This is a genomic window from Labrys sedimenti, assembly GCF_034424805.1.
GTDB lineage: Bacteria > Pseudomonadota > Alphaproteobacteria > Rhizobiales > Labraceae > Labrys > Labrys sedimenti.
This window is the reverse complement of record NZ_JAXOUF010000002.1, coordinates 824,417-836,451: the sequence shown is the minus strand read 5'-3', so window position 1 is coordinate 836,451 and position 12,035 is coordinate 824,417. Positions and strand designations below refer to the sequence as shown.

9 protein-coding genes are annotated in these 12,035 nt (G+C 65.3%); 7 read left to right on the top strand and 2 right to left on the bottom strand.

What is annotated here, in order from left to right; translation table 11 throughout:
* The first annotated feature begins 50 nt into the window (after positions 1-50).
* The 7 genes from U1R88_RS10320 (at position 51) to U1R88_RS10290 (ending at position 8,884) form a co-directional block, all read left to right on the top strand.
* The gene (locus U1R88_RS10320; protein WP_322431137.1) at positions 51-1,235 is read left to right on the top strand and encodes an acetyl-CoA C-acyltransferase; all 1,185 of its coding nucleotides are present in this window, start codon (positions 51-53) and stop codon (positions 1,233-1,235) included.
* 156 nt (positions 1,236-1,391) lie between these two features.
* The gene (locus U1R88_RS10315) at positions 1,392-3,113 is read left to right on the top strand and encodes an AMP-binding protein (RefSeq protein ID WP_322431136.1); all 1,722 of its coding nucleotides are present in this window, start codon (positions 1,392-1,394) and stop codon (positions 3,111-3,113) included.
* Positions 3,114-3,249: 136 nt separating this feature from the next.
* The gene (locus tag U1R88_RS10310; protein WP_322431135.1) at positions 3,250-4,746 is read left to right on the top strand and encodes a CoA-acylating methylmalonate-semialdehyde dehydrogenase; all 1,497 of its coding nucleotides are present in this window, start codon (positions 3,250-3,252) and stop codon (positions 4,744-4,746) included.
* Between the two features lie 169 nt (positions 4,747-4,915).
* Entirely contained in the window at positions 4,916-6,058 is a 1,143-nt protein-coding gene (locus tag U1R88_RS10305) for an isobutyryl-CoA dehydrogenase (RefSeq protein ID WP_322431134.1), read from the top strand.
* Positions 6,058-7,122: an enoyl-CoA hydratase/isomerase family protein gene (locus U1R88_RS10300; protein ID WP_322431133.1), complete on the top strand. Its 1,065-nt coding sequence runs from the start codon at positions 6,058-6,060 to the stop codon at positions 7,120-7,122. The genes U1R88_RS10305 and U1R88_RS10300 overlap by 1 nt, the downstream gene beginning before the upstream one ends.
* Before the next feature lie 91 nt (positions 7,123-7,213).
* Positions 7,214-8,101 carry a 3-hydroxyisobutyrate dehydrogenase gene (gene mmsB / locus U1R88_RS10295; RefSeq protein WP_322431132.1) on the top strand — a complete coding sequence of 296 codons (888 nt, stop codon included), beginning with the start codon at positions 7,214-7,216 and terminating at the stop codon, positions 8,099-8,101.
* A 9-nt stretch (positions 8,102-8,110) separates the two neighbouring features.
* Positions 8,111-8,884, top strand: coding sequence for an enoyl-CoA hydratase (locus U1R88_RS10290; protein WP_322431131.1), 774 nt, complete (start codon positions 8,111-8,113; stop codon positions 8,882-8,884).
* Between the two features lie 109 nt (positions 8,885-8,993).
* Here the strand turns inward: U1R88_RS10290 and U1R88_RS10285 are convergent, their stop codons facing one another.
* Both U1R88_RS10285 and aptA read right to left on the bottom strand, forming a co-directional pair.
* Positions 8,994-10,490, bottom strand: coding sequence for a CoA-acylating methylmalonate-semialdehyde dehydrogenase (locus tag U1R88_RS10285; protein WP_322431130.1), 1,497 nt, complete (start codon positions 10,488-10,490; stop codon positions 8,994-8,996).
* A gap of 158 nt (positions 10,491-10,648) precedes the next feature.
* A complete protein-coding gene (aptA, locus tag U1R88_RS10280) occupies positions 10,649-11,974 on the bottom strand; it encodes an omega-aminotransferase AptA (protein ID WP_322431129.1) in 1,326 nt (441 codons plus the stop codon).
* Between the last annotated feature and the right edge of the window lie 61 nt (positions 11,975-12,035).

Below are 12,035 nucleotides of genomic sequence, written 5' to 3'. Positions count from 1 at the left end.
ATATCGCCGAAATCGGCGTAAAATCCTGCTTCGCAGAAAGGGACCTCGAGATGAATGATCCGGTCGTGATCGTCGGTTCCGCGCGTACCCCGCTCGGTGGCTTCCAGGGGGCTCTTTCCAGCCTGCCGGCAGCACGCCTCGGCGCGGCGGCCATCTCGGCCGCGGTGTCCAGGGCCGGGCTGCCTGCCGATGTGGTCGAAGAAACCGTGTTCGGCTGCGTACTCAGCGCCGGCCAGGGCCAGGCCCCGGCCCGCCAGGCCGCCCTCGGCGCGGGCCTGCCGATTTCGACGCCCGCCACCACCGTCAACAAGATGTGCGGCTCGGGCATGCAGGCCGCCATGCTCGGCCATGACCTGATCGCCGCCGGCACAGCCGGCGTGGTGGTAGCCGGCGGCATGGAGAGCATGACCAACGCACCCTATCTGCTCGACCGGGCTCGCAGCGGCTATCGCATGGGCCATGGCAGCGTGAAGGATCACATGTTCCTGGACGGGCTGGAGGATGCCTATGAGAAGGGACGGCTGATGGGCACCTTCGCCGAGGATTGTGCTGAGGCCTATCAGTTCACCCGTGAGGCACAGGATGAATTCGCGCTGCGATCGCTGAGCCGAGCCCAGGCCGCCATCCGCGACGGGCGCTTCGACAACGAGATCGTGGCCGTGACCGTCGGCTCGGGCAAGACGGAGCAGGTGATCGACGTCGACGAGCAGCCCGGCAAGGCTCGCCCGGACAAGATCCCGACGCTGAAGCCGGCCTTCCGCGAGGGCGGCACGGTGACGGCGGCCAATTCAAGCTCGATCTCCGACGGTGCCGCCGCCTTGGTGCTGATGCGCCGCTCTCAGGCTGAAAAACGTGGCCTCAAGCCGCTCGCCGCGATCATCGGCCATGCCAGCCACGCCCAGGAGCCGAACCGTTTCGCCACCGCCCCGATCGGCGCCATGCGCAAATTGTTCGAGCGCACCGGATGGTCGGCGGGAGACGTCGACCTTTTCGAAATCAACGAGGCCTTCGCGGTGGTGACCATGGCGGCCATGCGCGATCTCGACCTGTCCGGAGACAAGGTCAACGTACATGGCGGCGCCTGCGCCCTCGGCCATCCGATCGGCGCCTCGGGTGCCCGCGTGCTGGTAACGCTGTTGGCCGCCCTCGAAAGCCATGGACTGAAGCGCGGCGTCGCCAGCCTGTGCATCGGCGGCGGCGAGGCAACCGCCATGGCGGTGGAGCGGCTGGCTTGAACGAGGAATAGACAGCTTCGTCATTGCGAGCGCAGCGAAGCAATCCAGACTTTTGTCTGGTGGCTCCTGGATTGTTTCGCTGCGCTCGCAATGACGATCGAACGATCAACGAAGATAAGGGCACATTCATTGTGCTCGGCAAGCGAGGAAACTTTCATGCCCGATTTTCGGCAGGCTCGTGACTTTCTGCTCAAGCATCGCACCGATTATGAGACCGCGCGCGCCGGCTTCCGCTGGCCCGATGGCGCCGGCTTCAACTGGGCACTCGATTGGTTCGACGCTGAGCTTGCCACAGCCGCCGAAAGCCGGGACCGCACGGCCCTGTGGATCGTCGACACAGCCACCGGAACCGATACCCGTTTCAGCTTCTCCGAGCTCGGCCTGCGCTCCAACCAAGTGGCGAATTTCCTCCGCGCTCAGGGCCTGAAGCGCGGCGACCACGTCCTGGTGCTGCTCGGCAACGTGCCGGCAATCTGGGAGACGACGCTGGCGGCGATCAAGCTTGGCCTGATTCTCATTCCCGCCACCACGCTGCTTACTCCTGACGAACTGGCCGATCGTTTCGACCGCGGCAAGGCCCGCGCCATCATCGCCGAGCGCGACCAGTTCGCCAAATGCGAAGGCGTAGCGCCACCGGAGGTGAAGCGCATCGTCGTTGGCGCTGGTGGCGAGGCAGGCTGGATCGCCTACGCCGAAGCCTTCGACCAGCCCGCCACCTTCACGCCCGATAGTCCGACCCATCCCTACGACCCGCTGCTGCTCTATTTCACCTCCGGCACCACAGCCAAGCCCAAGCTGGTACGCCATTCCCAGCGCAGCTATCCCGTCGGCGCGCTCTCGACCATGTACTGGCTTGGCCTGCAGCCGGGCGACGTCCATCTCAACGTCTCCTCCCCCGGCTGGGCCAAGCACGCCTGGAGTTCGTTCTTCGCGCCCTGGAACGCCGGCGCCACGGTGCTGGTGGTCAACCAACCGCAATTCAGCGCCAAGGTCCTGCTGCGGGAACTCGAACGCTGTAAGGTCACCACGCTCTGCTCGCCGCCGACTGTCTGGCGCCTGCTGATCCAGGAGGATCTCGCCGCCACCAAGGTTTCGCTGCGCGAAGTGTGCGGCGCCGGCGAGCCCCTCAATCCGGAAGTGATCGAACGGGTCCGCGATGCCTGGGGGCTGACCATCCGCGACGGCTACGGCCAAACCGAGACCACGGCCCAGATCGCCAATTCGCCCGGACAGCCGGTCAAGATCGGCGCCATGGGCCGCCCCCTCCCCGGCTACGACATCCGCGTCCTCGATGCCGATGGCAAACCCGCCACGGAAGGCGAAGTCTGCCTGCCGCTCGGCGACAACAGCTCGGCCGGCCTGATGCAGGGCTATCAGGGGACGGACGGCAAGCTCAGGGGTTTGGAGGAGGAGGTCTACCGCACCGGCGACGTCGCCTTCGTCGACGAGGACGGCTATCTCACTTTCGTCGGCCGCTCCGACGACGTCTTCAAGTCCTCCGACTACCGCATCAGCCCCTTCGAGCTCGAAAGCGTGCTGATCGAACACGAGACGGTGGCCGAGGCCGCCATCGTGCCGGTGCCCGACCCGATCCGCCTGTCGATCCCCAAGGCCTATGTGCTGCTGGTCGGCGCGGCCAAGCCGTCACGCGAAACCGCGCTCTCGATCTTCCGCTACACCAATGAGCGGCTTGCCCCCTTCAAGCGCATCCGCCGCATCGAATTCGTCACCGAACTGCCCAAGACCATTTCCGGCAAGATCCGCCGCGTGCAACTGCGCCGGTTGGAGGTGGAGGGCGATACGCAAAGCGCGTTCCGGGGTATTGAATTCGCCGAGACCGATTTCCCGGAGATGGCATCGGAGAGGAAGCGCGCATAGGGTTGCGGCGGCGGCGTTCCGGGTGCGCGGACGTCCCGTCCGCTTCTTGCTCTCGGCAGACACTGTGTTTCCAAGAGCGGACGAGACGTCCGCGCACCCGGAAAATGAAATTCACAACACGATGAAGGACCAAGCCATGCGACAGATCGGACATTTCATCGCCGGCAAGCGCGTCGAGGGCACCAGCGGCCGTTTTGCCGACGTGTTCAATCCCACTACCGGCGACGTGCAGGCCAAGGTTGCGCTCGCCAGCGCAGCGGAAATTCGGGCGGCTGTCGAGAACGCCCGTGAGGCCCAGGTGGTCTGGGCCGGCTGGAACCCGCAACGGCGCGCTCGCGTGCTGATGCGCTTCCTCGAACTGATGCGCGACGAGCATGACAGTCTGGCCGAGCTTCTGGCGAGCGAGCATGGCAAGACCGTGCCGGATGCCAAGGGCGACATCCAGCGCGGCCTCGAAGTGGTGGAATTCGCCATCGGCATCCCGCATCTGCTCAAGGGCGAATATACCGAGAGCGCCGGCACGGGCATCGACGTCTATTCCCTGCGCCAGCCGCTCGGTGTCGTCGCCGGCATCACGCCCTTCAACTTCCCGGCCATGATTCCCTTGTGGAAATGCGCGCCCGCGCTCGCCTGCGGCAATGCTTTCATCCTCAAGCCGTCGGAGCGCGATCCCTCCGTGCCGATCCGTATCGCCGAGCTCTTCGTCGAGGCCGGCCTGCCGGCAGGCGTGTTCAATGTCGTCAACGGCGACAAGGAAGCGGTTGACGCCATCCTCGACGACGAGGACATCCGGGCCGTCGGCTTCGTCGGCTCGACCCCGATCGCCGAATATATCTATGTCCGCGCCGCCCAGACCGGCAAGAGAGCCCAATGCTTCGGCGGGGCCAAGAACCACGCCATCATCATGCCCGATGCCGACATGGACCAGGTCGTCGATGCCCTGATCGGCGCCGGCTACGGTTCGGCAGGCGAGCGCTGCATGGCGATCTCCGTCGCCGTTCCCGTCACCAAGGCCACGGGCGACGCGCTGATGGAAAAGCTGATCCCGCGGGTGGAGTCGCTGAAGATCGGCCCCTCCAATGACGGTTCTGCCGATTACGGGCCGCTCGTCACCCGCGAGGCGGTGGAGCGCGTCAAGCGCTATGTCGAGATCGGCATCAACGAGGGCGCGAAGCTGGCTGTCGACGGCCGTAATTTCCGGCTGCAAGGCTACGAGAACGGCTTCTTCATGGGCGGTTGCCTGTTCGACGAGGTCAAGCCCGAGATGACCATCTACAAGGAGGAGATCTTCGGGCCGGTGCTTTCGGTGGTGCGCGCTAACAACTACGAGGAAGCGCTCGCTTTGCCGACTAAACATTCCTACGGCAACGGCGTGGCAATCTTCACACGCGATGGCGATGCCGCCCGCGACTTTGCCGCCAGGGTCAATGTCGGCATGGTCGGCATCAACGTGCCGATCCCGGTGCCGATCGCCTATCACACCTTCGGCGGCTGGAAGCGCTCGGGCTTCGGCGACCTCAACCAGCATGGTCCTGACTCGATCCGCTTCTACACCAAGACCAAGACGGTGACCTCGCGCTGGCCGAGCGGCATCAAGACCGGCGCGGATTTCTCGATCCCGACGATGCGGTGAGGTCGTTTTTACCCTCCCCTCGATGTCCGCACGTCCTGCGGACGAGCGAGGGGTCGGCCTGAAAGGCCGGGGTGGGGTGGGAACCACACCGGTCAAGACCATCACCCCACCCCGACGCTGCGCGTCGACCGTCCCCATCGAGGGGAGGGTAGGAAACAAGGCGACCACCATGGATTTCGAACTCAGCGACGAACAGGCCGCCATCCAGGAGATGGCCGCCGGCTTCGCGGCGGAGGCGATCGCCCCGCATGCCCTCGAATGGGACCAGAACAAGCATTTTCCCGTCGATACGCTCAAGGCGGCGGCGGGGCTCGGCATGGCCGCGATCTATGTGCGCGAGGACGTGGGTGGTTCCGGCCTCACCCGGCTCGACGCCACGCTGATCTTCGAAGCGCTGTCCACGGGCTGCCCGGCCGTCGCCTCCTTCCTGTCGATCCACAACATGTGCGCCTGGATCGTCGATGCCTATGGCTCGCCCGAGCAGCGCAGCCAATGGCTGCCTGCGATGACGCGGATGGAGACGATTGCCAGTTATTGCCTTACCGAGCCCGGCGTCGGCTCCGATGCCGGCTCCCTCGCTACCAGGGCCGTGCGCGATGGCGATCACTACGTCCTCAACGGCCAGAAGCAGTTCATTTCCGGCGCCGGTGCCAGCGATCTCTACATCGTGATGGCCCGCACCGGGGGCGAAGGCCCCAAAGGCATCTCCACCTTTATCGTGCCCAAGGATACGCCCGGCCTTTCCTTTGGTGCGAGTGAGAAGAAGATGGGTTGGCATGCCCAGCCGACCCGCGCGGTGGTGTTCGAAAATGTCCAGGTTCCCGCCGTCAACCGGATCGCCGAAGAGGGCCAGGGCTTTCGCATCGCCATGGCGGCGCTCGACGGCGGCCGCCTCAACATTGCCGCCTGCTCGCTCGGCGGAGCGCAGGCGGCCCTCGACAAGGCCATCGCCTATATGGGCGAGCGCAAAGCCTTCGGACGGAAGATCTCCGATTTTCAGGCCCTGCAGTTCCGCCTTGCCGACATGGCGACGGAGCTGGAGGTGGCGCGCACCTTCCTGTGGCGGGCTGCCAGTGCGCTCGATGCCAAGAGCCCCGAGGCGACGCGCTTTTGCGCCATGGCCAAGCGCTTCGTCACCGATGCCGGTTTCGAGGTTGCCAATCAGGCGCTGCAGCTTCACGGTGGCTATGGTTACTTAAGCGAATACGGCGTCGAGAAGATCGTCAGGGATCTCAGGGTGCATCAAATTCTGGAAGGAACGAACGAAATCATGCGCGTGATCATCGCCCGTGCTCTGCTGGGAAACCGCTGATGGCAGCAGAGGAAACGCTTCCTGACGTCATCGTCGAACGCACGGGCTCGCTCGGCCGTCTCAGGCTCAATCGTCCCAGGGCGATGAACAGCCTCACGCGCGACATGGTGCATCTGATCGCGCCGGCCCTCGACGCCTTCGAGAAGGATGCCGCCATCACCGCCGTGCTGCTGACGGGGGAAGGCGAACGCGGCCTGTGCGCCGGCGGCGACATCCGGGCCCTCTATGAGGGCGAGCGCACGCCCGACGGCACGGGCGCGAAATTCTGGCGCGACGAATATCGCGTCAATGCCCGCATTGCCCGCTTTCCCAAGCCCTATCTGGCCGTGATGGACGGCATCACCATGGGCGGCGGTATCGGCCTGTCCGCGCATGGCACCCACCGCATCGTCACCGAGCGCAGCCGCATTGCCATGCCGGAAGTCGGCATCGGCTTCGTGCCTGATGTCGGCGGCACCTGGCTGCTCGCCCATGCGCCGGGCGAGATCGGCACCTATCTCGCCCTCACCGGCGAGACGATCGGGCCCGCCGATGCTGTTTATGCCGGCCTGGCCGACCTCCAGATCCCGCAGGGCTGCATTCCCGTGCTGATCGACGAGCTAGCACAGCTGACGCCGGGAACGGGCAATGAGGCAGTCCGTGCCTTGCTCGCCAGGCACGCCGTGCAGCCCGAACCTGCGCGCCTTGCCGAGCACCGCGCCCTGATCGACCAATGCTTTGCCGGCTCCTCTGTCGAGGCCATCCTGCAGGCTCTCGAAGCCGATGGCACGCAATTCGCCTTGAAGACGCGCGACGTCATCGCCTCCAAATCGCCGACCAGCCTGAAGCTCACCTTCCGCCTGATCCGGCTGGCCCGCCAGGCCGATGGCTTGGAGGAGGCGCTAGAGCGCGAATTCGCTGCCGCCGTCGCGGTGGCGCAAGGCCATGATTTCTACGAGGGCGTGCGGGCCGCCATCATCGACAAGGATCGCAATCCGCGCTGGTCGCCGCCGAGCCTCGCCGAGGTCGATGACCGCGACATCGAGGCCTGGATCCAACCGGTTGCTGATCGGGTGTTTGCATAATGGCGACGGCAGGGGCAGGTCCCGGGTACGCGGACGAGACGTGCGCGCACCCGGAAGCACCTATAATTGCTCTATCGAGAAGGAGTTCCCAATGGCCAGCAGCAAGATAGGTTTCATTGGCCTTGGAAATATGGGCGGACCGATGGCCGCCAATCTGGTCAAGGCCGGGCACGCGGTGCGCGGCTTCGACCTGTCCCCAGCCTCGCTCGAGACTGCGCGCGGCGACGGCATCACCATCGCCGCTTCCGCCGCGCAAGCGGTCGAGGACGCTGACGCCGTGGTCACCATGCTGCCGGCCGGCACCCATGTGCTGAAGGTGTGGTCCGAGCTCGCCAACCTCGTGCCGGATGGCGCGTTGCTGATCGACAGTTCCACCATCGATGTCGACAGCGCCCGCAAGGCCCACGGGATCGCCGCCGGACGAAAGCTCGCTGCCGTCGACGCCCCCGTCTCCGGAGGCGTGGGCGGCGCCAAGGCCGGCACGCTGACCTTCATGGTCGGGGGCGCGGACGAGGCCTTCGCGCGGGCCGAGCCCCTGCTCGCCGTAATGGGCAAGCGCGTGGTGCATTGCGGCGCCGCCGGCGCCGGCCAGGCCGCCAAGATCTGCAACAACATGATCCTCGGCATTTCGATGATCGGCGTTTGCGAGGCTTTCGCGCTCGGCGAAAAACTCGGCCTGTCGCAACAGGCACTTTACGATGTCGCCTCGACCTCCTCTGGCCAGTGCTGGTCCCTCACCACCTATTGTCCGGTGCCCGGGCCGGTGCCGACCTCACCCGCCAACAACGACTACAAGCCAGGCTTTGCAGCTGCCCTGATGCTCAAGGATCTCAAGCTTGCCCAGGCGGCGGCCAATTCGGTCGGCGCCAACACGCCGCTTGGCGCCGAGGCGGCCCAGCTCTATTCCCTGTTCGACGGCCTCGGCCACGGTACCGAGGATTTCTCCGCCATCATCCGGTTGCTGCGCGGCAAGCATTGAGGATCAGACATGACTTATGAGACCATCATCACCGAACAGCGCGGACGCGTATTGCTGATCACGCTCAATCGCCCCGAGGCCCTCAACGCTCTCAACCGCAAGCTGGCCGGCGAACTCCTGGCGGCGACCCAGGCTGCGGACGCCGATCCCGGCATCGGCTGCCTGGTGATTACCGGCTCCGCCAAGGCCTTCGCCGCCGGCGCCGACATCAAGGAAATGCAGGCCCAGAGTTTCGTCGACATGCACAGCAGCGACTGGTTCTCGGAGTGGAACCATTTTGCCGCCTCCCGCAAGCCGAAGATCGCTGCCGTAGCCGGCTATGCTTTGGGCGGGGGTTGCGAGCTCGCTTTGATGTGCGACTTCATCCTGGCTGCCGATACCGCCAAGTTCGGCCAGCCCGAGATCAAGCTCGGGGTGATCCCCGGCATGGGCGGCAGCCAGCGGCTGGTGCGCTCGATCGGCAAATCCAAGGCGATGGAACTGTGCCTGACCGGCCGCATGATGGATGCGGCCGAGGCCGAGCGCTGCGGCCTTGCCTCGCGCATCATTCCCGCCGCCGATCTCGTCGAGGAGGCCGTGAAGACGGCTGATGCCATCGCAAACATGTCGCTGACGGCCAGCATGGTGATGAAGGAAGCGATCAACCAGGCCTATGAGCTGCCGCTCGCCAGCGGCCTCACCTTCGAGCGCCGCGTCTTCCAGGCCCTGTTCTCGACCGAAGACCAGAAGGAAGGCATGGCTGCCTTCGTGGAGAAGCGCCCGGCGCAATTCAACCGGGGGTAATCTCCCGGGTGCGCGGGCATCCTGCCCGCATCTTCCTAAACCCCAAACGTAATATTTGCGGATGGGAAGAGCGGGCAGGATGCCCGCGCACCCGGGAATATGCCTCCCCTCAGTTCGTCGAGGGGAAGTTCAGGTTCACGCCCGAGCGGATGCCGGTCGGCCAGCGGGCGGTCACGGTCTTCAGGCGGGTGTAGAAGCGCACGCCCTCCATGCCGTAGATCGAGTGATCGCCGAACAGCGAACGCTTCCAGCCGCCGAAGGAGTGGTAGGCCACCGGCACGGGCAGCGGCACGTTGACGCCGACCATGCCGACCTCGATGCTATCGGCGAAGGTGCGCGCCGCATCGCCGTCACGGGTGAAGATGGCGGTGCCGTTGCCATATTCGTGGTCATTGATCATCTTGGTGGCATGGGCGTAGTCGCGTGCGCGCACCATGGAGAGCACCGGCCCGAAGATCTCCTCCTTGTAGATCGACATCTCTTCGGTGACGTGGTCGAACAGGGTAGCGCCGACGAAATAGCCGTTTTCATAGCCCTGGAGCTTGAGGCCACGGCCGTCGACCACCAGCTTGGCACCTTCCTTCACGCCGGCATCGATATAGCCGAGTACCTTTTGCTGGTGCTGCCTGGTGACGACAGGGCCCATCTCGGCCTGCGGATCGGCGGCGGGGCCGACCTTGAGCTTGTTGATGCGCGGCAAGAGATGCTCGACCAGCGTGTCGGCGGTCGCATCACCGATCGGCACGGCCACCGAGATGGCCATGCAGCGCTCGCCGGCCGAGCCATAGGCGGCGGAGACCAGCGCGTCGGCGGCCTGGTCCATGTCGGCATCCGGCATCACCACCATGTGGTTCTTGGCGCCGCCGAGAGCCTGGCAGCGCTTGCCGTTGGCGGCAGCCGTCGCATAGATGTACTGGGCGATCGGGGTCGAGCCGACGAAAGAGATGGCCTTGACGTCGGGATGGTGCAGCAGCGCGTCGACCGCTTCCTTGTCGCCGTTGACGACGTTGAGCACGCCTTCCGGCAGGCCGGTGTCGAGGAGAAGCTGCGCCACCAGCAGTGCAGCGGAGGGGTCGCGCTCGGACGGCTTGAGGATGAAGGTGTTGCCGGCCGCGATCGCCACCGGATACATCCACAGCGGCACCATGGCCGGGAAGTTGAACGGGGTGATGCCGGCGACGACGCCGAGGGGCTGGCGGTCATTGTGGGTGTCGATGGCGGGGCCGACATTGCGGCTGAACTCGCCGGCCAAAAGGTGCGGAATGCCGCAGGCGAATTCCACGACCTCGATACCGCGCTGCACCTCGCCGAGCGCGTCGGAATGGGTCTTGCCGTGCTCGGCCGAGATCGCCTGGGCGATCTTGTCGGCATTGGCTTCCAGCAATTCCTTGAACTTGAACATGTAGCGGGCGCGCTTGAGCGGCGCCGTGGTCGACCAGGCCGGGAAAGCCTTCTTGGCTGCCTGGACGGCGGCATCGACATCCGCGGTCGAGGACAGGCCGAGTTCGCCGCTCTGCTCGCCGGTGGCGGGATTGAACACGGGCGCGAAGCGTCCGCTGGTGGTGGCGGTCTGCTTGCCGCCGATCAGGTTGTCGATACGGGCCATGGGATTTCCTCTGTAAAAATGGGTCATCCCGGACGCATTGCGGCACGCAGTGACGCAGTGCAGATCCGGGACCGTGTTGACGGTGTGCTCTTTTCGGAAGGCGGTCCCGTGTCTGCGACGCAGCATTGGATGCTGCATCGCGCACGGGACGACGCATATCAATCCAGCGTCTTCAAGACGTCGCCGAGCGTGGTGATCAGTTCGTCGATCTGCGCCTTGGAAATGATCAGCGGCGGCGACAAGGCGATGATGTCGCCGGTGGTGCGGATCAGGAGGCCCTTCTCATAGGCCTTCAGGAAGGCGGAGAAGGCCCGCTTGGTCGGCTGGCCGGCGATCGGCTCGAGTTCGACCGCACCGATCAGGCCGAGATTGCGGATGTCGATGACATGAGGCAGGCCCTTGAGCGAATGCACCGCGTCTTCCCAGTAGGAGGCGAGATCGGCGGCACGGGTGAGCAGGCCTTCCTCGGCATAGGTGTCGAGCGTGCCGAGCGCCGCGGCGCAGGCCACCGGATTGGCCGAATAAGTGTAGCCGTGGAAGAGCTCGATCAGATGCTCCGGCCCCGTCATGAAGGCATCGTAGATCTCCTTCTTGGCGAACACCGCGCCCATCGGGATCACGCCGGAGGTGATGCCCTTGGCCACCGTCATCATATCAGGGGTCACGCCGAAATAATCGGCAGCGAAGGGCGCGCCGAGACGGCCGAAACCGGTGATGACCTCGTCGAAGATCAAGAGGATGCCGTGCTTGTCGCAGATGGCGCGGATGCGCTCGAGATAGCCCTTGGGCGGCAGCAGCACGCCGGTGGAGCCGGCGATCGGCTCGATGATCACGGCTGCGATGGTGGAGGGATCATGCAGGGCGATCACCCTTTCCAGATCCTCGGCATATTCGGCGCCATGCTCGGGCAGGCCGCGGGAGAAGGCGTTGCGGCTGAGATCATGGGTGTGGCGGATATGGTCGACACCGGTGAGCAGCGTGCCGAACATCTTGCGGTTGGAGACGATGCCGCCTACCGAAATGCCGCCGAAGCCGACGCCGTGATAGCCGCGCTCGCGGCCGATCAGGCGGAAGCGTTGCCCTTCGCCGCGGGCGCGGTGATAGGCGAGTGCGATCTTGAGCGCGCTGTCGACGGCTTCCGAGCCGGAATTGGCGAAGAAGACATGATCGATGCCCTGGGGCGTGAGCTGGACCAGGCGCGACGCGAGCTCGAAGGCGGCTGGATGGCCCATCTGGAAGGCCGGCGCGTAATCGAGTTCGGCCGCCTGCTTCTGGATTGCCTCCGTGATCTTGGGCCGGCCATGACCTGCATTGCAGCACCACAGACCCGCCGTACCGTCGAGCACCTGGCGGCCATCGGCCGTGGTGTAGTGCATGTCCTTGGCCGCGACGAACATGCGCGGATTGGACTTGAACTGTCTGTTAGCCGTAAACGGCATCCAGAACGCTTCGAGGTTGTTGGTCACGCGGATCGGGGCATTCATCGGGCTCTCTCCGGAAGCTGCCGGGGTCCCGAAGGCTGGCGGGAGGCCCGGCTCGTTAAGC

What these genes read in the sequence shown, in the direction of transcription:
- U1R88_RS10320 (WP_322431137.1), top strand. Translation starts at nt 51, where the DNA reads ATGAATGATCCGGTCGTGATCGTCGGTTCCGCGCGTACCCCGCTCGGT.
- U1R88_RS10315 (WP_322431136.1), top strand. Translation starts at nt 1,392, where the DNA reads ATGCCCGATTTTCGGCAGGCTCGTGACTTTCTGCTCAAGCATCGCACC.
- U1R88_RS10310 (WP_322431135.1), top strand. Translation starts at nt 3,250, where the DNA reads ATGCGACAGATCGGACATTTCATCGCCGGCAAGCGCGTCGAGGGCACC.
- U1R88_RS10305 (WP_322431134.1), top strand. Translation starts at nt 4,916, where the DNA reads ATGGATTTCGAACTCAGCGACGAACAGGCCGCCATCCAGGAGATGGCC.
- U1R88_RS10300 (WP_322431133.1), top strand. Translation starts at nt 6,058, where the DNA reads ATGGCAGCAGAGGAAACGCTTCCTGACGTCATCGTCGAACGCACGGGC.
- mmsB (WP_322431132.1), top strand. Translation starts at nt 7,214, where the DNA reads ATGGCCAGCAGCAAGATAGGTTTCATTGGCCTTGGAAATATGGGCGGA.
- U1R88_RS10290 (WP_322431131.1), top strand. Translation starts at nt 8,111, where the DNA reads ATGACTTATGAGACCATCATCACCGAACAGCGCGGACGCGTATTGCTG.
- U1R88_RS10285 (WP_322431130.1), bottom strand. Translation starts at nt 10,490, where the DNA reads ATGGCCCGTATCGACAACCTGATCGGCGGCAAGCAGACCGCCACCACC.
- aptA (WP_322431129.1), bottom strand. Translation starts at nt 11,974, where the DNA reads ATGAATGCCCCGATCCGCGTGACCAACAACCTCGAAGCGTTCTGGATG.